The organism is Brucella sp. LJL56, assembly GCF_054871705.1.
The window spans coordinates 224,535-243,097 of the sequence record NZ_JBTXLQ010000007.1; the positions used below are offsets into that span (position 1 = coordinate 224,535).

An 18,563-nucleotide genomic window follows, 5' to 3' on the forward strand; every position below is an offset into this window, starting at 1 on the left:
CCCCGATTTTGCCCTGCATAAGTAACTTGTGCAGGGCGGAAAAAGACTAGAACCACTGTCTTATTCTGCCTTTTCCTGAAGGCGCGGTCGTTGAGCCGTTGCCGGACATTCGCCAGCACATCTATTCGTGTCACGGTTCGGAAACCGGGCATTCGTGCGTGGCAGAATTGGGCTGATTGCCATGTCTCTTGTTTCTATCCAGAATCTTTCACTGACCCTTCATGAACCGCTATTCGCCAATCTCGATCTTGTCATCGGCGAGGGTGAGCGGCTTGGCATCGTCGCTGCCAACGGGCGCGGCAAGACCAGTCTTCTCCGCCTTCTTGTCGGTGAGGGTGAGCCAACGCTTGGCACCATCACGCGGTCGCGGGGCGTGAAGGTCGGCTATGTCAACCAATACGTTCCCCAGAACCTGTTGGGGCGCAGTTTTTACGAGGTTGTGCTGGATGGGCTCGACGCCGAGGCGCGCGATTATGAAAGCTGGCGCGCAGATATCGTACTAGATGACCTGAACGTCACCGAAGAACTGCGGCAGCGCCCCATAGGGCAGTTGAGCGGCGGCTGGCAACGACTTGCACTTCTGGCGCGGGCATGGGTATCAGAACCCGATGTTCTCCTGCTCGACGAACCGACCAACCATCTGGACCTTGAAAAAGTGCGGTTGCTGGAAAACTGGCTGAATGCGCTGCCGCGCTCGGTGGCGGTAGTCGTCAGCAGTCACGACCGCGCTTTTCTCGATGCGGTTACGAAGCGAACATTGTTTCTGCGGGCCGAAAAGTCACCGAATTTCGCCCTGCCATACAGTCAGGCGCGTGTTGCGCTCGATGAAATCGACGCGGCCGATGCCCGGCAGTTCGAAAAGGACATGAAGACAGTCCAGCAATTGCGCAGGCAGGCAACGAAGCTGAACAATATCGGCATCAACTCGGGCAGTGATCTGCTCGTGGTCAAAACCAAGCAGTTGAAGGCGCGGGCCGACAAGATCGAGGAAAGCGCCAAGGCGGCGCATGTGGAGCGCTCTGCCGGCAAGATCATGCTGAATAGCCGGGGCAGCCATGCCAAGGCTCTGGTTGTTATCGATCAGGCGGATATTGCCACGCCGGATGGGAGGCTCCTTTTCAAGACGGAACAGCTCTGGATCAATCCCGGCGACCGAATTGTTCTGCTGGGCGCCAACGGTATGGGCAAGACCCGGTTGCTAACGCTGGTGCGTGAGGCCATTCTTGCGCCGGATCAAGCGCTGGCAGGGATCAAGGCGACACCGTCGCTGGTGCTCGGATATAGCGATCAGGCCTTGTCGGAGCTTCGCCCTGACTGGACACCATTCGAGACGATTGCAAGAAGGTTCGATATTGGCGACCAGCGCACGCGATCCTTGCTGGCCGGTGCGGGCATGACGCTTGAAATGCAGACCAAGCCGCTGGAACGCTTGTCCGGCGGGCAGAAGGCGCGACTTGCCATGCTGGTTTTGCGGCTAACCAATCCGAACTTCTATATTCTGGATGAGCCGACCAATCATCTCGATATTGAAGGTCAGGAAGCGCTGGAAGTGGAACTGCTTCGCAATGAGGCGGCGAGCCTTATCGTCTCGCACGATCGGAGTTTTGTTCGCAATGTCGGCAACCGTTTCTGGATGATCGAAAGAAAAAGGCTGGTCGAAGTGGAAAGTCCGGAGTTTTTCTTTGACGGAATCGGAAGCTGATTGCCTGCAACATCTTTTGGTTGTTTAACAATTTCTGCAACTTCGGGCCGGGTGTGGGTGTTCACATCCGGCCCGGACATGAAACGAAGCGTGTATAGCTTAAATCGATTAAGAGTTTGAGCGCGCAATGTTTTTAGCCTTCTCACCCTTGCAGGGGGCGGGGGACTTTGACAAAAGGTTTGCACAGTGTCGCTATAAGAGGCGGCAATCGCGGGCTTCATGCGCCGCGTCCACGCAATTCGAATTCAGGACTTTGTTCAAATGGCCAAGACCGCAGAGCAGCAACCCCACGGACTGGATCGCATTCTCACTCTCGAACTGGTCCGCGTGGCCGAGCGTGCAGCGGTGGCCGCGGCGAGGCTGCGTGGCCGCGGCGACGAAATGGCTGCCGATCAGGCGGCTGTCGATGCCATGCGTCAGGAACTGAACCGTCTTCCCATTGCCGGAACGGTTGTTATCGGTGAAGGCGAACGCGACGAAGCGCCGATGCTTTATATCGGCGAAGAAGTCGGCACCAAGCAGGGGCCGGACGTCGATATCGCGCTCGATCCGCTGGAAGGCACCACGATCTGTGCCAAGAACCTGCCGAACTCGCTCGCTGTCATCGCGATTGCCGAGAAGGGCAACCTGCTTTACGCGCCTGATGTGTACATGGAAAAGATCGCCGTTGGTCCGGGCTACTCGAAGGGCGTTGTGGACCTTGACGCCAGCCCAACGGATAACATCATGTCCGTCGCCAAGGCGAAGGGCGTGAAGCCAAACGAAATCACCGCCTGCATCATGGACCGTCCGCGTCATGCGCGTTTGATCGAGGAAGTGCGGGCGACCGGCGCCGCGATCCGCCTCATCGGGGATGGGGATGTTGCGGGTGTCATGCACACGACCAATCCGGACGAAACCGGCATCGATATCTATATCGGTATTGGCGGCGCGCCTGAAGGCGTTCTGGCTGCAGCAGCCCTGCGTTGCATTGGTGGCCAGATGCAGGGTCGTCTGCAGCTCAATAGCGATGAAAAGATCGCTCGTGCCGCGAAGATGGGCATTGCGGACCCGAAGAAGGTCTATTCGTTGGAAGAAATGGCCAAGGGCGACGTGCTTTTTGCCGCTACCGGCGTGACGGATGGCAATATGCTCTCCGGCGTGAAGTTCGCGCGCGACTATATCCAGACGCACACCATCGTCATGCGTTCAAGCTCCCAGACGGTGCGCGAGATCAAGGCGCGGCATCAGGATCTTTCGAAGTTCTAGGGATTGCGCTAGAACTGTTCTGCCTAAACCTTGGCAGGATTGAACGTAGAATAGTCAAAGGCGGCATTGCAAAAATGCCGCCTTTTGTGTCTTTAGAAAATTATGACGACAGAGCGCTTTTTCCTCGGAATAAAACAATCCGCAACCGGACAGAAATGGGTAGACCGGCTTGGCCTGCGTGAGGCCAATACGGCGCTTGCCATTGCGCAGCATCACGGCATTTCCGATCTGGTTGCACGCGTGCTTGCCGGGCGGGGTGTGTCGGTGGAAGGCGCGCCGGAATTTGTCGATCCGACGCTGCGCAATCTCATGCCCGATCCGGCGACGCTGACCGATATGGAAAATGCAGCGGGCCGGATTGCCGATGCCATTCTGCGCCGCGAGACCATGGCCATTTTTGGCGATTACGATGTCGATGGAGCCTGTTCTTCCGCCTTGATGGCGCGGTTTCTCAAGCATTATGGCATTCAGCACTCTATCTATATTCCTGACCGGATTTTTGAAGGTTACGGTCCCAATCCCGATGCCATGCGCGATCTGGTTGCCAAGGGCGCGACCCTTATCGTCACAGTCGACTGCGGCACCAACAGTGCACCGTCCATCACGGCTGCCAGGCAGGCCGGAGCGGATGTCGTCGTGCTTGACCACCATCAGGTCGGCGGCGATCTGCCGGAAGATGCGGTGGCTATCGTCAATCCCAACCGCGAAGACGATATTTCGCAGCAGGGGCATCTTTGCGCTGCGGGGGTGGTCTTTCTGACATTGGTGCAGGTGACCAAAATCCTGCGTGAGCGCGGCAAAGGGCCGGGCCCCGATCTTCTTTCCCTGCTCGATCTGGTGGCACTAGCGACGGTCTGCGACGTGGTGCCGTTGACCGGCGTCAATCGTGCGTTCGTCGTAAAAGGACTGGTTGTTGCACGGTCGCAGAGCAATGTCGGCCTTGCGGCTCTGGCGCGGGTAGCGCGCATTGGTGAGCCGCTCAATGTCTTTCACCTCGGTTATCTCATCGGGCCGCGCATCAATGCCGGCGGGCGCATCGGCGATGCGGGACTTGGCGCACGGCTGCTGACACTGGATGATCCTGCAACGGCGGATCGTATCGCCGTGGAACTCGACCGGCTCAATCAGGAGCGTCAGGCCATGGAAGCCGAGATGCTGATGGAGGCCGAAGCGGAAGCTTCGCTGGAAATCTCTGGCGGTGCGGGCGCATCGGTGATCGTGACGGCGAGTGACCGCTGGCATCCTGGTATCGTCGGGTTGCTGGCCTCGCGGCTCAAGGAAAAGGCGCGGCGGCCTGCCTTTGCCATTGCCTTCAACGCCAATGGTGTTGGTTCAGGTTCCGGTCGTTCGATCATGGGGCTCGATCTTGGCAAGCTCGTACGCGGCGCGGTGGAACGCGGGCTGCTCATCAAGGGTGGTGGCCATGCCATGGCGGCCGGTATCACCATCGAGCGCGGCAATCTTGGCGCATTGCGCGCATATCTCGAAGAAGAATCGGCGTATATCGTTTCGCGCCTGCGTGAAAACCAGAGCCTGTCCATCGACGGCGCACTGGCAGCATCGGGTGCAACGGTGTCGCTTTATGAAGCCTTGCAGAAAGCAGGACCCTACGGTTCAGCGCACCCACAACCCATTCTGGCACTCCCCCATCATATACTGGCCGATGCGCGGGGCGTTGGGCGCGATCATGTGCGCGTGAGCCTACGTGGTGCTGACGGAAAGCGCGTCAATGCGATAGCCTTCCGGGCGGCTGAGGGCGATCTGGGGCGCTTCCTGTTCAACAATATCGGCCAAAGCGTGCATGTGGCAGGCAATCTGTCGCTAAATCACTGGAATGGCTCGATCACAACTCAGATACAGATTCTGGATGCGGCTTCGCCCGTTTAAAATTTCCGGGCCCGTTTAAAGTTTCCGAGGTCATTTGAAATTTCTGGACTTTTTTGTCTTCACACCCTTGTGAGGGGCAGGGGCGAATTCCCATATGAGGAATGATTTAAACATTCACTTATGTCTCTAAATGGGAGTTAACAATGCCGGGTTCCGGAAGCCGCCTGACCAAACTGACAGCAGCAATGGTGTTGGGGCTTATTGCCTCTTTTGCTGCGGTCGATTTCGCCGAGGCTCGCCGTGCAGGCGGTGGCGGTTTCGGCAGCCGTGGCGCGCGTACATATCAGGCGCCTGCGCCGACGCGCACCGCACCGAATAATGCTGCGCCGATCGAACGTTCGATGACGCCGAACACCGGCACCACGCAGACAACCCGTCCCGCCGCCGCTGGTGCGCAAAATGCAGCGCCAGCCCGTGCTGGCGGTATGTTCGGTAATTTCGGTCGTTCCATGCTCGGCGGTTTGCTGGTTGGTGGTTTGATCGGCATGATGCTTGGTAACGGCCTTGGTGGTCTGGCTGGCATGTTCGGTCTTCTGTTGCAGGTGGCTGTGATAGCGCTGATTGCGATGTTCGTCATGCGCATGTTTGCTAATCGCCGTCAGGGTGCGACGGCAACGGCCGGTGCCGGCAATGCAAATGCGCAACCATTTGGCTCTGCCCAGCCTTTTGGGGCGGCCAAGAGTGCCGCACCGCAACAGGGTGGCAATTCTGGCGGTCGTACGCCTTCGGTCAATCCGTTCGGCGCGGGTGCCAGGCAGGCTGAAGAGCCGGTAACTCCGGCGGTCGAAGACGAGCCGATGGATGTCGGACAGGAAGAGCTTGATCGTTTCGAGCAGATGCTTTCGGAAATCCAGAGCGCTTATGGCCGCGAGGATTATGCTGCGTTGCGCAAGCTGACCACTCCGGAAGCCATGTCCTACCTCGCCGAAGAATTGGGCGAAATCGCTTCCAGTGGCATGCGCAATGAAGTGAAGGATGTGAAGCTGCTTCAGGGCGACGTTTCGGAAGCCTGGCGTGAAGGCAATGTCGACTATGCCACTGTGGCGATCCGCTACTCCGCAATCGACATCATGCTGGACCGCAACACCGGCGCTGTCGTTGAAGGCAATCCGAATGAGCCGGTGGAAAGCACCGAACTCTGGACGTTTACCCGCACGGATGGCGGCGAATGGCTGCTCGCGGCAATTCAGGGAACGGAATGACCGTTCAGGATTAAAGAAAAGCCCGGTCGCGAGACCGGGCTTTTTGTTTTACGCATGTCTTTTTCCCGAAACCGGTTTCCACTTTCGGGAGACATGCTCTGTTACCAGCTACCGATATTTTCGGCTGAGGCCCACGGCTCCTGCGGTGCCAGACGATCACCTTTCTGGATCAGCTCGATGGAAATGCCATCGGGCGACTTGATGAACGCCATGTGCCCGTCACGCGGTGGGCGATTGATGGTAACGCCTGCATTCTGCAGCTTTTGGCAGGTGGCATAGATGTCATCGACCATATAGGCCAGATGGCCGAAATTGCGGCCGCCCGTATAGGTTTCCGGGTCCCAGTTGAAGGTGAGTTCCAGCTCTGGTGCCCGCTCTGCCTTCGCCCGGCCGGTATCGGCGGGCGCAGCGAGAAAGATCAGCGTGAAGCGGCCTTTTTCATTTTCGGTGCGGCGGATTTCTTCAAGACCGAGTTTGTTTACATAAAAATCGAGAGATTCGTCGATGTCGCGAATTCGGACCATCGTGTGCAGATAGCGCATAGTCTTTTCCTCGGCTGCTTGGTTGCTGAAGTTCGGGAAACGTATGGAAGACCGATTGGTTCGCCAAGGATATCGAATCCGATGCCGGAGACCGAACGTCAACCCATCGTGGACAAAATGGCGATCAAAAATTTTGAGCAGCAGATGTGACCGGAAATGTCCCGGAAACATCATTGCCTAATTGGGGACCGGCCATATTTCAGGTGGTGAGTCAGTTTCAAATTGCTGCTGCGCCGGAAAAAGTAACCATGAAACTGTGAAGTCTGTGGTCTTCATGGGGACGGACGCAAGTTTGGGCTTGCCGCCTCCGGTTAAGGAAGTGTTATTCTTTGGACAAGAATCAGGTTGGAATCGCAACGGAAGAACAGAGGAGGGGCGAACGCATGGCGGACAAGTCTGTGTCAAATGACCAGTTTCACAGCCAGCACGCCTCGGAAGAGCTGGGCGATATCATTGAAATTTCGGGCCATATCAAGTGGTTCGACGTGGCCAAGGGCTACGGCTTCATTGTTCCAGACCAACCGGGCCTTAATGACATTCTTCTTCATGTGACTTCACTGCGTCGCGACGGCTTCCAGACTGCTTTGGAAGGTGCGCGTATCGTTTGTGAAGTACGCCATGGTGATCGCGGCCTGCAATGTTTCCGCGTTCTGTCGATGGATACGTCGACCGCTGTTCATCCGGCGCAGATGCCGCCGCAGCGCACCCACGTGATCGTCACGCCATCGAGCGGTCTTGAGCGTGTGATCGTCAAGTGGTTCAACCGCACCAAGGGCTTCGGCTTTCTGACGCGGGGCGAGGGGACGGAAGATATCTTCATCCATATGGAAACGCTGCGTCGTTTCGGCATGATGGAGCTGCGTCCCGGTCAGGTGGTGCTCATTCGTTTCGGCGAAGGCGACAAGGGTCTGATGGCTGCTGAAATCCATCCGGATATCGGCACGGCAATCCCGGTTTCGCATTAGAACGCGTCTCGATCTGAATGGATCAGATCGGCGCGCTGACCTCTTCTATTTCAAGCATAACCTTATCAGCCGTCGAATCACTCCGGTTGGATCATGCTCTAATCGAGCGTGTTACTCAGAGCGCGCCGAAACTCCCAATTGTAGTAACAAGCGGGTGAAAGACGCTTTGTACGGCCTTGCGTGGTCTTGTCGTCATCCTGTCCCGTTGATAGGTTCACGGCCCGGATTGGAGCGTGTTTCGATCTGATTGAATCTGATCGGCGCTCTAATCATTTGTTTTTACGCGCATCTTTTCCGAAACCCGTTTCACACTTTTCGGGATGCGCTTTATGTCAGAATGGGCAGGGTATGGGCCGCATTTTTCTCGCTCTTGCATTTGTTTTCTTCGCATTCGCTGCTCAGGCCGATGAAACACAGCCGATGCGGCTGCCAGTCGATAAAGAGCCACTGACTTTCATCACCTCCAATGGCAACAAGGTCAACTTTGCGCTTGAAGTGGCGGAAAGTGATGAAGCGCGTGTGCGCGGGCTGATGTGGCGCACGGATTTTCCCAAAGACCGGGCGATGATCTTCGTGTTTGGCGAGATGCGCCGCGTCATGATGTGGATGCAGAACACGCCATCGCCGCTTGATATGGTCTTCCTTGACGACAAGGGACGCGTATCGGCTATTCACGAAAATGCGGTGCCATTCTCCGAAAATATCATTTCATCTGAGGTTCCGGCAGCGTATGTCGTGGAACTTCTGGCAGGTACGGTTAAACGAACCGGCATAAAGCTTGGCGACAAGGCGGTTCACCGCGTGATCTGCGGCGCGTGCAAGCCTTGACGTCAAGACAATGCAATCAAGAGGAATAAACAGGTGAGTGCCCTCGATATCGAATATTTCGAACATGATGGCTTGCGTCTGGCGTACCGTCAGGATGGAGAAGGCGATCCGATCCTGCTCATTCACGGCTTTGCGTCTTCAAGTCTCGTCAACTGGGTTTCGCCCGGATGGTTTCGCACGCTGACCGAAGCCGGATATCGCGTCATCGCCATCGATGATCGCGGGCACGGGCTTTCCGCAAAGCCCCATGACGCGGACGAATACACGCCGACCAAAATGGCGGCTGATGCGGCAGCACTTCTTGATCATCTCGGGATCGAAAAGGCGCATGTCATGGGCTATTCCATGGGTGCGCGCATTACCGCATTTCTGGCGATTGAACACGCCGAGCGCGTTCATAGCGCTGTTTTCGGCGGGCTTGGCATCGGCATGGTGACGGGCGCTGGTGACTGGGAGCCGATTGGCGAGGCGCTTCTCGCCGAGGATCCGGCGACGATTACGCATCCGCGTGGGCAGATGTTCCGCAAATTTGCCGACCAGACCAAGAGTGACCGTATCGCCCTTGCAGCCTGCGTGATTACCTCCAAGGAGTTGGTTTCGGCTGCCGCGATTGCACGCATCATGCAGCCTGTTCTCGTGGCCGTCGGCACAACCGATGATATTGCAGGCAGCGCGCAAGAATTGGCCGATCTTCTGCCAAATGGACAGGCTGTCGATATTCCGGACCGCGACCATATGCTGGCCGTTGGTGACAAGGTCTACAAACAGGCGGTATTGCAGTTTTTGAAAGAAAACCCGCTCTGAAGCGAATTTGATCTTGGACAAAGAGCGCGCCGACGGGGCGCGTCAAATTCGGCTGTGTCAAGGCAAACCATTTTAAGTTATGCTGCGCGCCGAACTCGTATTGCGGCGTGGGGACTGAGCGAAAGTTCGGCTGTCGTCTCCTCCTCTCGCGGTGCAAAACTGGAGTATGCATATGTCCGTTCGCACATCAGCGAAAGCGACCCCCGGTCTGGGGCAGGTCGATCCTATCTGGCATTCCATCCGTGCCGAAGCGGAGGAAGCCGCCAAGAACGATCCCGTGTTGGGCACGTTTCTTTATGCGACGATCCTCAACCAGCCGAGCCTGGAAGATGCGGTCATGCATCGTATCGCCGAACGTCTCGGTCATGCCGATCTGAGTGCCGATATTCTTCGCCAGACCTTCGATGCGATGCTGGATGCCAATCCGGAATGGTCCCAGACTGTGCGGGTTGATATTCAGGCGGTTTATGATCGTGATCCGGCCTATAACCGCTTCATGGACCCGATCCTTTATCTGAAGGGTTTCCATGCGATCCAGACCCATCGTCTGGCACATTGGCTTTACAATGAAGGCCGCAGAGATTTCGCTTATTACCTGCAGAGCCGTTCATCCTCGATTTTCCAGACCGATATTCATCCGGCGGCCCGGCTTGGCAGCGGGCTGTTCCTCGATCATGCGACCGGACTTGTTGTCGGCGAGACGGCCTTGATCGAAGACAATGTTTCGATCCTCCACGGCGTCACGCTCGGCGGAACAGGGAAGTCGAGCGGTGATCGTCACCCGAAAATCCGCCATGGCGTGCTGATCGGTGCTGGCGCGAAAATTCTCGGCAACATCGAAGTCGGTCATTGCTCGAAAATTGCTGCCGGTTCGGTTGTTTTGAAACCCGTTCCGAACAACGTCACGGTTGCCGGTGTGCCAGCCCGGATCATGGGAGATACGGGCTGCGCCGAGCCTTCCCGCGTCATGGATCAGATGCTGGGCGAAGGGATTTAAGCGATACGATGTATCGTTAGGGGCTGAACACGGCCGCTTGCTGGTTTTTTCCAGCATGCGGCCTATATTCTGTCAAAAGAAGCTATTAACTGCCAACAACCCTTAAGCACGGCTTTGCCGGGGGTTTACATAGGAAATTGCCGGGTGCAATAAACCGGCTCAATTCAATATCAGGAGAAGCCGGTTGAAACCCGAAGAACTCAAAAAACTGGACGCCTATTTCAAACGGACCTTCAACAATCCCGGCCTGCAGGTAAAGGCGCGCCCGCGCAAAAACGACTCCGCCGAGCTTTATCTCAATGATGAATTCCTGGGCCTGGTCTATAAGGACGAGGACGAGGGCGAACTCTCCTACAATTTTTCGATGGCTATTCTCGACGTCGATCTTTGATCTGTCACGGCAATCGCGTTGCGAGCGACGCTGATGCCCGGCAGGAATGCTCTTTGACGCCCTTTCCATAACGGAGAGGGCGTTTTGTTATTCAAGATAATGAGGATTCATGAGGATCGTCGCTGCTACGCTGGCCCTGTCCGTCATGCTGCCATCGGTTGTCCGTGCGCAGGCTATTGAAGATGACGGAACCTGTCCCAAACTTGCCGAAAACTTCAAGAATATCTATTTCGGCTTTCCCGATATCAAAGTGGAATCCGTGGAGCGGATTGCAAGCTGGAAGGCTTCTTGTGCGAGCAAAGCCCCTGTCGGCAAGGAAAATGTCGTCGCTTTATGCACTGCCGATCTGAAGGGCGAGGGCAGCGTTTTCTTCTGGATCAAGGCGGGGGTGGAATCGGAAATTAGCGGTTATGAAATCTGCGACTATCCCTGACTTTTGGGTGTCTTTATGAAGTTCGGTTTTTCTTTGGCCATGCTGTTGGTGGCCCTGTCCTTTGCAGCGCGCGCTGAAATTCTGGGTACCATTGAAACAGAGCAGGACGATGGCTCCCTTTCGGTGATCGAGATCCTAGATGAACCGCAAAGCGTCGGGAAATGTGACGGCGCTTATGCCGCCGCAGCATATATTGTGGATCGCAACGTTTCTCTGCTCGCAGGAAAAGGATGCTGGAAGCGTCTCGGATCGGCGGAAATACTGAAACTGGAAATCGTGCTGACCGCCACGGAAGAACGCCTTATGAGCGGAGTTCCGCTGAGCAAGATCAAATTCAGGGAAGACGGTCGCTCCGAATTTCAGCACCTGATTGGGCAATAGGATCAGTCGGTCTGTTTCGTCTTGTTTCCCAGAAGATGAGCATTGGCAAAACCCACGACCGCCTTATCCAGTGACTTCCATTCGCCCAGCATGGAGCGGGGGAATCGATAGAGAATCTGCAAGTCGCGCCCAAACTGGACATCGCGCTCGCATGAATTGAAGCTTTCCGCCGGGCCATCCGCAAGGCATCGCGCAACAAATTCCGGCTTGCCACTGCTCGGGTCGGACAAGACCAGTTCCTCGCCCTTGTAACCGCTGTTTTCCAGAAAGCGGTGTATTGTCAGGTTTCCGGGGAGAACTTCTCCGGTCGGGTCTATCAGCTCGGCGTATATCGGCAGGTAACGTCCGCTCATGTCGCGTGACATTGTTCGCTGCTCGATGGACATGAAAATGAGATGTCGCTTCGGAGTGAGAAGGTTGAAAATGGCGCGGTCGTGTTCCGTATAGCCGGTAAGTCCGGGCCAGCGGGCGTAGAGATCAAGGCGCCCCGTTACGCCGTCGCGCCGCTGGCTCGAAAAGCGGATCATGTTGGCTGGAACCGACAGGACGTTGTTGCCGATGATAATCTCATAAGCGTGTGTGCTGTCGGAGTGTCCGCCCCGCGCAATCAGCGGACCAAGCAGGCGTCCGCCGATATTCACCGCGACTGAAAGCAGGATCACAACGATAACCGCCAACAGCAGCCAGCCGAAGAGGCGGCTTCCAATTCTTGAAACGGTGTAATCTGGTGCTGTTTCCATACGGTCAGAATGTCATGGTAATGATATTGCAGAGAATATCGGTCTCTTATGGTTAACAGAGTGTGAAGTCGTGCTTGCACGACGGCACTAATCTATTGAACCCAGGCGCCGTGCCTTCCGAAAATCGATTCCGATTTTCGGGCCGATGCTGTAACCAATTCAATATCGAGTTTGTTGATGGAGGAACCACATGCCGATCTATGCATATAACGGGCACAAGCCGCTATTCGCGGACCGCAGCAGCAACTGGATCGCGCCCGATGCGACCCTGATCGGCAAGATCGTTGTCGGTGAAAATGCCGGTTTCTGGTTCGGTGCGGTTTTGCGCGGCGACAATGAGCCGATCACTATTGGCGATGACACCAATGTTCAGGAACACACCGTTATGCATACCGATATCGGCTTTCCGCTGACGGTCGGGGCGGGTTGCACGATCGGGCATCGAGCCATTCTTCATGGCTGCACCGTCGGTGACAACACATTGATCGGCATGGGCGCCATCGTGCTCAATGGCGCGAAGATCGGAAAGAACTGTCTGATCGGGGCAGGGGCGCTTGTGACCGAAGGCAAGGAAATACCGGACAATTCGCTGGTTGTCGGTTCACCTGCGCGAATCCTCCGGGAACTGGACGATGCTGCTGTCGAGAAACTCAAATTATCTGCGGAGCATTATGTGGAGAAAGCCCGGTCCTTCATGCGTGGGCTGGAGCCGGCCTGAAAAAGAAAAAGGACGGGGCCAGAGGGAGACTGACGGCCCGTCCTTGTTCGATTCATCTTTTGATTAGTTCTTGATGCTGCCGACGAGGAGTTCGCGGTCGGTCTTGATTGAGACCCAGCTACCGGTGTTCGTGGTCGACTGGCGCTTCAGATAGCTGTAGTCGGTCTTATTCCATGCAAGGACGCGGGTATCGAGATTGTCGAGAATGAAGTCACCACGGTCGGTGCGAATGGTCAGAACCGCATGGCCTTCGCCGTTTGGCTGACGAACCACCGTGAAAAGCAGCGTATTTGCCGGGATGCCGAGCGCCATCAGTTCGCGACGTTTCAAAAGCATGTAGTCGTCGCAGTCACCCACTGTTGTCGGGTATTCCCAATATTCCTCGCGGTCCCAGGCTTCCATATCGGTCATCGGCGCGATCTTTTCGTTGACGCTCGCATTGACCGCAATGATCTGTTTCCAGATTTCCGGTGTCAGCTTCAGCATGTTGCTGTTGCGGCTGGTGATGTTGCATTCGGACTTATAGCGCTCGCAGAACTCGTAATGGCCAATGGGCTGCGAAGTGCGTTCTCCGGTCGTCATCCACGGTGAATTGGAGGCGGGGCTTGCGGCCTCTGCCAGTCCGATTCCGAGCAGCATCAGGATGGCTGCGATGATGGTTTGTTTTGTCATTCTTTTGTCTCCCTGTTGGAGACCAAGATGACTTAGACAATTTGAAGGCACGCAAATTTGCGCGCGAAAATGCGAGTCAAATTCGATTAAAACTGCAAATAACGCTGAAACTTTTTGTCAACGAACGGACAAATTCAGGGCAAATCGGGCTGTTTTCGTGGCTTTTTTGTGATTCCGGGCATTTCGCGGTTTGCCATTCCGTAACCTTGACGCGCATTCATCTTTTCGGCGGATGCTTTCAACCGAAAAGATTGTCCAGTGTTGTGCTGGTCTGGATGGTAGCGAATTCGACTGCGAAGCCGCCCTGGAAATGACGGACGACGGTGCCCCGGATCGGCCCGAGCATGATGCCGCTCTTGATCGCGGGCTTGAACTCGCTTTCGATTGCTGCACCAGAAAGGGAAAGGTCGGCAATGCGGCACAGTCTTTGGTTGCCGTCGGCAAAAGTGATGTTGTGCTGGGTCTTGTGCGGCACGACGCGTTCGTGACGGCGATCTTCGGGTAGGGCAAGTTCGTGTTTGTTGGCCAGCCAGGTCAACTGTGCGGAAAGCTTGTCTTTCTTCTGCTCGGATGTCGACAGGAGAATGTGAAAGCCTTCGGATGTAACCTCGTTGGCAATTCCTTCGATCCGTCCCACGTGATCGATATAGGCGATGATCCGCTCGCCGTTACGCGGGGTGGCTATACCGCTCATTAAGGCCGTTCCTGGCGACATACGTTTGATGACGCAAGGAAATTCACTGCGATTCTCTAGCATGTAACGGCCATTAAGATCGACATTCACGGCGTTGAAATTTTCCTGCCGCACAGTGCTCGCAGAGGATGCCGCAGCAAATCTGTTCATCAAAGCCGATCCATCTCGAAATTGTGCCTACTCTCACTGCGGGCCATATTACAGCACGTATCTATAAAGAGAAATCGCGATATAGAGCACCGATCAGGCTTTACCGCCCTTAATGACGCGCAGTTTTGGAGCTGCATGTTCCTGTGACTTCGTCAGACGAACATTGGTCCATTGTCTGCCTGTACCAGCGGCATTTACTGTGATGGCAGCCGATTTTCGAACCTCGCCGGCCAGAATCAGATCGGGCGCCACCGGTTCGATAGAATTCAGATGGCCGAGGACAATTGGATCGGCACCAACCCAGGTGACGGAATCAAGCACGGCGATGCTGCCGAGAAGGCTGATCTGCCCGTCCGGCGCTTCAAGCGGGGCGAGGAACATTTCCAGATCGAGGCTTCGTCCGGACATGCTGATTCCCACATGCGAAACGAGGGCAGGGACTTCCAGGCTACTTACATTTTCCGACAGTTCGCCAAGGGCTGCCCGGTCCCGCTCGGACCAGAGCGAGAGGAACCGCGTGTTCTTCAGTTCGCGACCAAAAAGGGTGCAGATGCGTGTTCCCGCCAGACGGAACGACAGGTCGTCATCTTTTTCAGCCTCAAGGAAGAAGAGGTCGGACAGATGGCGCCCGAGCTTGCGCGGCTCGATCTGTTCACGCATCGGCGCACGAAAGAAGCCGTTTTCCGTGCGGGCCAAGCGCTGCCATTCGCTGAAAATCGCGATCGTACTGCGGTGTTTCATCATGCGCCGTTGATTTGTCCGTTTCACGCGGAGGCTGCCTCCGCTGTTGAACGCATTAAAATAGTATTAACGGCGAGGATGCCAGTTTAACCCTTTCTTCATCCACCGGGCTCGTCTGTTAAGGTTAATAATAAGTAATGGTTGCGCGGCACTAAAAGACGCGCTTTGATAGGGCATCAGACGAAGCCTTTGACTTGGTTGGCGTTTTTCTGAGCTCCAGATTTAATTTCGCGAAAGATTTCTGTTCGCGTGAAGGCCGACCGGGAACGTCCGTCGGCCTTTATTTTTAACAAATTCTGCCCTATCAACATGCATCGACCAAACGCAAAAGGCTCCTTCGGTCCGATTGCGGTGCTTCGCATAAAATAGAAAGCAGCAGTTCATGAGCGTTCCCCAGCCGGAAATGAACGGCAGTAACCGCCGGTCGGGCGGTCGTGAGCCGATGTTCAATATTCCGGGCGTTGTTCTCGCTCTGATTGGCCTCTGCGCTGCAGTCTATATTTATCAGAACTACCTCATCAGCGAGCAGCAGAACTATGAATTCATGCTGAACTTCGCGCTCATCCCGGCACGTTTCTCGCTGGCGAATGGATTTACCGACCCCGCAGCACTTTTCACGCTCATCAGCTATTCCTTCATGCATGGCGGCTTTGCCCATATTGCCGTCAACATGATCTGGCTTGCGGCTTTCGGTTCCCCGTTGGCCGGGCGCATCGGTACCGGACGAATGATCGTTTTCTGGATATTAACATCGGTGATTGCTGGCTTGACCCATTATGCGATCTATCCGGACAGCGTTTCACCGCTGGTGGGCGCATCGGGCGCGATTTCGGGAATGATGGGCGCAGCGGCGCGTTACGGTTTTCGTCGCATCGGCCATGGACGCAGATCGGAATTTGCAGGCCCCGTTCTTCCGGTGGGGCTGACCCTGACGCTGAAGCCCGTCCTGACTTTTGTAGGTGTCTGGTTCCTGATCAACATTGTTACCGGTCTTTACTCGACTGGCGGGGCGGACCTTTCCAGCATTGCCTGGGAAGCGCATATAGGCGGCTTCATTGCCGGTTTCTTTGGTATTTCACTGATGGACCGCCCACGCAGCTATGATGCCGTGCTGAGGCGATAAGTTCTGCACTCTTTTGGCTTTGACAAAGCCTTCTCCCCATTTGATGCCACTTGCCAATCGGACGATCGAAGCGCACCATCATGGAACGTGGTTGGAGGAGCTGCGTTCTGCTTCATATGGCGTTTAAACGCCGGAAGCAGCGAGTGCTAAATCTTGGAGGGACTTTGGCATGACCGTAAGATCGATTCTCGAGACAAAGGGGAGGGATGTGCTGGTTATTGCACCTGCCGATACGCTATCCCACGCCGTCGCCATGTTGAACAAACACAAGATCGGCGCTTTGGTGGTGTGCGACGAGGCCGGTCGAATCAAGGGAATCCTGTCAGAGCGCGATGTGGTGCGTGCTGTCGCCGCACAAGAAACCAAGGCCATGAGCATGCCGGTCACCGAGGTCATGACGGCAAAAGTGCAGGTTTGTCGCGAACATCACACGATCAATCAGGTGATGGAAATCATGACACGAAGCCGATTCCGTCATATGCCGGTGGAAGAACATGGCAAGCTCGTGGGAATAATCTCGATTGGTGACGTTGTGAAGCGGCGCATCGAAGATGTTGAGCGCGAGGCGGAAGATATTCGCACCTATATTGCTACCGCCTGAGTCGGAACGATTGGATTTTCTGCCATTCTCCCGGATGGAAAGGCCAACCGGGAGAGGTTTTTACAGTCGAATCAACGTGTGCGGAGATATCGCTCCGCAGCGTAAAGCGAGATTGCAGCCGCATTCGATACATTGAGCGACTTGATTTCGCCTGGCATGTCGAGGCGGGCAAGCGCGGTAACTGTTTCGCGCGTCTTTTGACGCAGGCCTTTGCCTTCCGCACCAAGCACCAGGGCGACTCGTCCGCCGGACAAGGTGGCTTCCATTTCCTGCGGCCCTTCCGAATCAAGACCGATGGTCTGGAACCCGAGGCTATGGAGTTCTTCAATCGCTTCGGCCAGATTGCGCACTTCGATATGCGAAATCATTTCGAGCGCACCAGAGGCGGACTTTGCCAGAACGCCAGTTTCCTGCGGGCTGTGACGGCTTGTCGTAATCAGCGCGCCAGCACCGAAGGCGACGGCTGAACGCATGATAGCGCCGACATTGTGCGGATCGGTCACCTGATCGAGAACGAGAAGCAGCGGGCTGTCCTTCAATTCGGACAGTTTACGGGCGCGCAGCGGCTCGGCTTCGATCATGACGCCCTGATGGACGGCTTCGGAACCGGTTTCCTTGTCGATGTCGCGCGGCTCGACGATTTCGACGGGGAAGGGGAGAGTTTCGGCCTCTCCGATCTCAAGTCGGGCGAATCCGTTTCGCGTTGCGCGCATGCGCAATATCTTGCGTTCCGGGTTTTCCACGGCGGCGCGGACCGTATGCAGGCCATAAAGCCGTACGGTTCCCTCAGTCACGGCGCTTGCCGAAATGGAAGGACGCTGCGGTTTGCGCGGTGATTTGCCTTCGGTCACGGCCTTCTGGTCGCGATGCTGGCGGCGCAGGCGCGCATAATGAGAATCTTTTGGTGTGCGGGGCGAGTTTTGATCGGTCATGGCGTGCTTATAACTCTTTAGGTGAACGGAAGATAGCGACTTCACCTGTGATTGCTATCAGGCTGTTCTGATTGCCAAATAATTTCTGATGGCTGGAAAATCCTGAGAAATGCGGGCGTTTGAGCCTATGGGACGGGAGTGTAAAAGAGGAACTTTCCACGACGTTGTGGACGGACATGCATTCTTTTCGCTTTTACCCTGTTGACAGGGGATAAGCTTATCGTCATAAGGCCCCTCGCGGATCGACGGCTGGCCCAACAGTCAGCCAGAAGCCCCGCGGAAATGCCTAGTCGCTCGACTCTGCTGATAGTGATATCTGGAGGGATGCCCGAGTGGTTAAAGGGGACGGACTGTAAATCCGTTGGCTATGCCTACGTTGGTTCAAATCCAACTCCCTCCACCACTGTCGGATCAGAGTTAAGAGTGCGCGGGTATAGCTCAATGGTAGAGCAGCAGCCTTCCAAGCTGAATACGCGGGTTCGATTCCCGCTACCCGCTCCAAATTCTTCAGGGCGGTTTGGCGTGTAAGGAATCATCGACGGGCGGTTCGCCGTTCCGTTTTGGCATAAATGCTGGCCCGGAAGCCAAACGGCTTTTGTGCTGGCGCTTGAGCGGTTCTAGAACAAAGAGAACAACGGCGATGGCAAAGAGCAAATTCGAACGTACGAAGCCCCACGTTAATATTGGCACGATTGGTCACGTTGACCATGGCAAGACGTCTCTGACGGCAGCGATCACGAAGTTTTTCGGTGATTTCAAGGCCTATGATCAGATCGACGCAGCGCCTGAAGAAAAGGCTCGCGGTATCACGA

The 18,563-nt window shown here is 55.7% G+C and carries 21 protein-coding genes and 2 tRNA genes; 17 read left to right on the top strand and 6 right to left on the bottom strand.

What is annotated here, in order from left to right; translation table 11 throughout:
• Window positions 1-181 precede the first annotated feature (181 nt).
• The 4 genes from ACYSN1_RS18145 (at window position 182) to ACYSN1_RS18160 (ending at window position 6,039) form a co-directional block, all read left to right on the top strand.
• Window positions 182-1,702 (top strand): ABC-F family ATP-binding cassette domain-containing protein, encoded by a 1,521-nt coding sequence (locus ACYSN1_RS18145; protein WP_461726961.1) that lies wholly within the window; start codon window positions 182-184, stop codon window positions 1,700-1,702.
• A 261-nt stretch (window positions 1,703-1,963) separates the two neighbouring features.
• Entirely contained in the window at window positions 1,964-2,950 is a 987-nt protein-coding gene (glpX, locus tag ACYSN1_RS18150; RefSeq protein ID WP_461726962.1) for a class II fructose-bisphosphatase, read from the top strand.
• Between the two features lie 102 nt (window positions 2,951-3,052).
• Window positions 3,053-4,837, top strand: a complete 1,785-nt coding sequence (recJ, locus tag ACYSN1_RS18155) for a single-stranded-DNA-specific exonuclease RecJ (protein WP_461726963.1) — start codon at window positions 3,053-3,055, stop codon at window positions 4,835-4,837.
• Window positions 4,838-4,980: 143 nt separating this feature from the next.
• The gene (locus ACYSN1_RS18160; protein ID WP_461726964.1) at window positions 4,981-6,039 is read left to right on the top strand and encodes a Tim44 domain-containing protein; all 1,059 of its coding nucleotides are present in this window, start codon (window positions 4,981-4,983) and stop codon (window positions 6,037-6,039) included.
• Window positions 6,040-6,140: 101 nt separating this feature from the next.
• Here the strand turns inward: ACYSN1_RS18160 and ACYSN1_RS18165 are convergent, their stop codons facing one another.
• Entirely contained in the window at window positions 6,141-6,581 is a 441-nt protein-coding gene (locus ACYSN1_RS18165) for a VOC family protein (protein ID WP_461726965.1), read from the bottom strand.
• Window positions 6,582-6,964: 383 nt separating this feature from the next.
• Here ACYSN1_RS18165 and ACYSN1_RS18170 point away from each other — a divergent pair, with 383 nt between their 5' ends.
• From ACYSN1_RS18170 to ACYSN1_RS18200, 7 genes are all read left to right on the top strand, one after another.
• Window positions 6,965-7,546, top strand: a complete 582-nt coding sequence (locus ACYSN1_RS18170) for a cold-shock protein (protein ID WP_105543223.1) — start codon at window positions 6,965-6,967, stop codon at window positions 7,544-7,546.
• Between the two features lie 348 nt (window positions 7,547-7,894).
• On the top strand, window positions 7,895-8,374 hold the full coding sequence (locus ACYSN1_RS18175; protein WP_461726966.1) for a DUF192 domain-containing protein: 480 nt from the start codon (window positions 7,895-7,897) through the stop codon (window positions 8,372-8,374).
• A 33-nt stretch (window positions 8,375-8,407) separates the two neighbouring features.
• On the top strand, window positions 8,408-9,178 hold the full coding sequence (locus ACYSN1_RS18180; RefSeq protein WP_461726967.1) for an alpha/beta fold hydrolase: 771 nt from the start codon (window positions 8,408-8,410) through the stop codon (window positions 9,176-9,178).
• A 172-nt stretch (window positions 9,179-9,350) separates the two neighbouring features.
• Window positions 9,351-10,175, top strand: coding sequence for a serine O-acetyltransferase (cysE, locus tag ACYSN1_RS18185; protein WP_461726968.1), 825 nt, complete (start codon window positions 9,351-9,353; stop codon window positions 10,173-10,175).
• A gap of 184 nt (window positions 10,176-10,359) precedes the next feature.
• Window positions 10,360-10,566, top strand: coding sequence for a DUF3126 family protein (locus tag ACYSN1_RS18190; RefSeq protein WP_010659890.1), 207 nt, complete (start codon window positions 10,360-10,362; stop codon window positions 10,564-10,566).
• 109 nt (window positions 10,567-10,675) lie between these two features.
• Window positions 10,676-10,999, top strand: a complete 324-nt coding sequence (locus ACYSN1_RS18195; protein ID WP_461726969.1) for a hypothetical protein — start codon at window positions 10,676-10,678, stop codon at window positions 10,997-10,999.
• A gap of 15 nt (window positions 11,000-11,014) precedes the next feature.
• Window positions 11,015-11,380: a hypothetical protein gene (locus tag ACYSN1_RS18200; RefSeq protein WP_461726970.1), complete on the top strand. Its 366-nt coding sequence runs from the start codon at window positions 11,015-11,017 to the stop codon at window positions 11,378-11,380.
• Between the two features lie 2 nt (window positions 11,381-11,382).
• Here ACYSN1_RS18200 and ACYSN1_RS18205 read toward each other — a convergent pair whose 3' ends face one another.
• Window positions 11,383-12,120 carry a hypothetical protein gene (locus tag ACYSN1_RS18205; RefSeq protein ID WP_461726971.1) on the bottom strand — a complete coding sequence of 246 codons (738 nt, stop codon included), beginning with the start codon at window positions 12,118-12,120 and terminating at the stop codon, window positions 11,383-11,385.
• 190 nt (window positions 12,121-12,310) lie between these two features.
• Between ACYSN1_RS18205 and ACYSN1_RS18210 the strand changes: the two genes are divergently transcribed.
• On the top strand, window positions 12,311-12,838 hold the full coding sequence (locus tag ACYSN1_RS18210) for a gamma carbonic anhydrase family protein (protein WP_461726972.1): 528 nt from the start codon (window positions 12,311-12,313) through the stop codon (window positions 12,836-12,838).
• 63 nt (window positions 12,839-12,901) lie between these two features.
• On the opposite strand, the gene ACYSN1_RS18215 is transcribed toward ACYSN1_RS18210, so the two are convergent.
• From ACYSN1_RS18215 to ACYSN1_RS18225, 3 genes are all read right to left on the bottom strand, one after another.
• Window positions 12,902-13,510: a transglutaminase-like cysteine peptidase gene (locus ACYSN1_RS18215; RefSeq protein ID WP_461726973.1), complete on the bottom strand. Its 609-nt coding sequence runs from the start codon at window positions 13,508-13,510 to the stop codon at window positions 12,902-12,904.
• Window positions 13,511-13,748: 238 nt separating this feature from the next.
• Window positions 13,749-14,354 (bottom strand): PilZ domain-containing protein, encoded by a 606-nt coding sequence (locus ACYSN1_RS18220; RefSeq protein ID WP_461726974.1) that lies wholly within the window; start codon window positions 14,352-14,354, stop codon window positions 13,749-13,751.
• Between the two features lie 93 nt (window positions 14,355-14,447).
• Entirely contained in the window at window positions 14,448-15,095 is a 648-nt protein-coding gene (locus tag ACYSN1_RS18225; RefSeq protein ID WP_461726988.1) for a PAS domain-containing protein, read from the bottom strand.
• Between the two features lie 382 nt (window positions 15,096-15,477).
• Here ACYSN1_RS18225 and ACYSN1_RS18230 point away from each other — a divergent pair, with 382 nt between their 5' ends.
• Window positions 15,478-16,218, top strand: a complete 741-nt coding sequence (locus tag ACYSN1_RS18230) for a rhomboid family intramembrane serine protease (protein WP_461726975.1) — start codon at window positions 15,478-15,480, stop codon at window positions 16,216-16,218.
• Window positions 16,219-16,387: 169 nt separating this feature from the next.
• Window positions 16,388-16,819 (top strand): CBS domain-containing protein, encoded by a 432-nt coding sequence (locus ACYSN1_RS18235; protein ID WP_461726976.1) that lies wholly within the window; start codon window positions 16,388-16,390, stop codon window positions 16,817-16,819.
• A gap of 71 nt (window positions 16,820-16,890) precedes the next feature.
• Here ACYSN1_RS18235 and rlmB read toward each other — a convergent pair whose 3' ends face one another.
• Entirely contained in the window at window positions 16,891-17,751 is an 861-nt protein-coding gene (rlmB, locus tag ACYSN1_RS18240) for a 23S rRNA (guanosine(2251)-2'-O)-methyltransferase RlmB (RefSeq protein ID WP_461726977.1), read from the bottom strand.
• A 318-nt stretch (window positions 17,752-18,069) separates the two neighbouring features.
• Between rlmB and ACYSN1_RS18245 the strand changes: the two genes are divergently transcribed.
• From ACYSN1_RS18245 to ACYSN1_RS18255, 3 genes are all read left to right on the top strand, one after another.
• Window positions 18,070-18,154 (top strand) — tRNA-Tyr (locus ACYSN1_RS18245).
• 24 nt (window positions 18,155-18,178) lie between these two features.
• Window positions 18,179-18,252, top strand: a tRNA-Gly gene (locus ACYSN1_RS18250).
• A 139-nt stretch (window positions 18,253-18,391) separates the two neighbouring features.
• On the top strand, window positions 18,392-18,563 hold a 172-nt coding region (locus ACYSN1_RS18255; protein WP_461726989.1), incomplete at its 3' end, for a GTP-binding protein.

Excerpts from the sequence above, each read along its gene's own strand:
- ACYSN1_RS18220 (WP_461726974.1), bottom strand. The coding sequence starts at position 14,354 with ATGAACAGATTTGCTGCGGCATCCTCTGCGAGCACTGTGCGGCAGGAA.
- rlmB (WP_461726977.1), bottom strand. The coding sequence starts at position 17,751 with ATGACCGATCAAAACTCGCCCCGCACACCAAAAGATTCTCATTATGCG.
- ACYSN1_RS18160 (WP_461726964.1), top strand. The coding sequence starts at position 4,981 with ATGCCGGGTTCCGGAAGCCGCCTGACCAAACTGACAGCAGCAATGGTG.
- ACYSN1_RS18235 (WP_461726976.1), top strand. The coding sequence starts at position 16,388 with ATGACCGTAAGATCGATTCTCGAGACAAAGGGGAGGGATGTGCTGGTT.
- glpX (WP_461726962.1), top strand. The coding sequence starts at position 1,964 with ATGGCCAAGACCGCAGAGCAGCAACCCCACGGACTGGATCGCATTCTC.
- ACYSN1_RS18225 (WP_461726988.1), bottom strand. The coding sequence starts at position 15,095 with ATGAAACACCGCAGTACGATCGCGATTTTCAGCGAATGGCAGCGCTTG.
- ACYSN1_RS18200 (WP_461726970.1), top strand. The coding sequence starts at position 11,015 with ATGAAGTTCGGTTTTTCTTTGGCCATGCTGTTGGTGGCCCTGTCCTTT.
- ACYSN1_RS18145 (WP_461726961.1), top strand. The coding sequence starts at position 182 with ATGTCTCTTGTTTCTATCCAGAATCTTTCACTGACCCTTCATGAACCG.
- recJ (WP_461726963.1), top strand. The coding sequence starts at position 3,053 with ATGACGACAGAGCGCTTTTTCCTCGGAATAAAACAATCCGCAACCGGA.
- ACYSN1_RS18210 (WP_461726972.1), top strand. The coding sequence starts at position 12,311 with ATGCCGATCTATGCATATAACGGGCACAAGCCGCTATTCGCGGACCGC.
- ACYSN1_RS18165 (WP_461726965.1), bottom strand. The coding sequence starts at position 6,581 with ATGCGCTATCTGCACACGATGGTCCGAATTCGCGACATCGACGAATCT.
- ACYSN1_RS18195 (WP_461726969.1), top strand. The coding sequence starts at position 10,676 with ATGAGGATCGTCGCTGCTACGCTGGCCCTGTCCGTCATGCTGCCATCG.
- ACYSN1_RS18205 (WP_461726971.1), bottom strand. The coding sequence starts at position 12,120 with ATGGAAACAGCACCAGATTACACCGTTTCAAGAATTGGAAGCCGCCTC.
- ACYSN1_RS18175 (WP_461726966.1), top strand. The coding sequence starts at position 7,895 with ATGGGCCGCATTTTTCTCGCTCTTGCATTTGTTTTCTTCGCATTCGCT.
- ACYSN1_RS18170 (WP_105543223.1), top strand. The coding sequence starts at position 6,965 with ATGGCGGACAAGTCTGTGTCAAATGACCAGTTTCACAGCCAGCACGCC.
- ACYSN1_RS18215 (WP_461726973.1), bottom strand. The coding sequence starts at position 13,510 with ATGACAAAACAAACCATCATCGCAGCCATCCTGATGCTGCTCGGAATC.
- cysE (WP_461726968.1), top strand. The coding sequence starts at position 9,351 with ATGTCCGTTCGCACATCAGCGAAAGCGACCCCCGGTCTGGGGCAGGTC.
- ACYSN1_RS18230 (WP_461726975.1), top strand. The coding sequence starts at position 15,478 with ATGAGCGTTCCCCAGCCGGAAATGAACGGCAGTAACCGCCGGTCGGGC.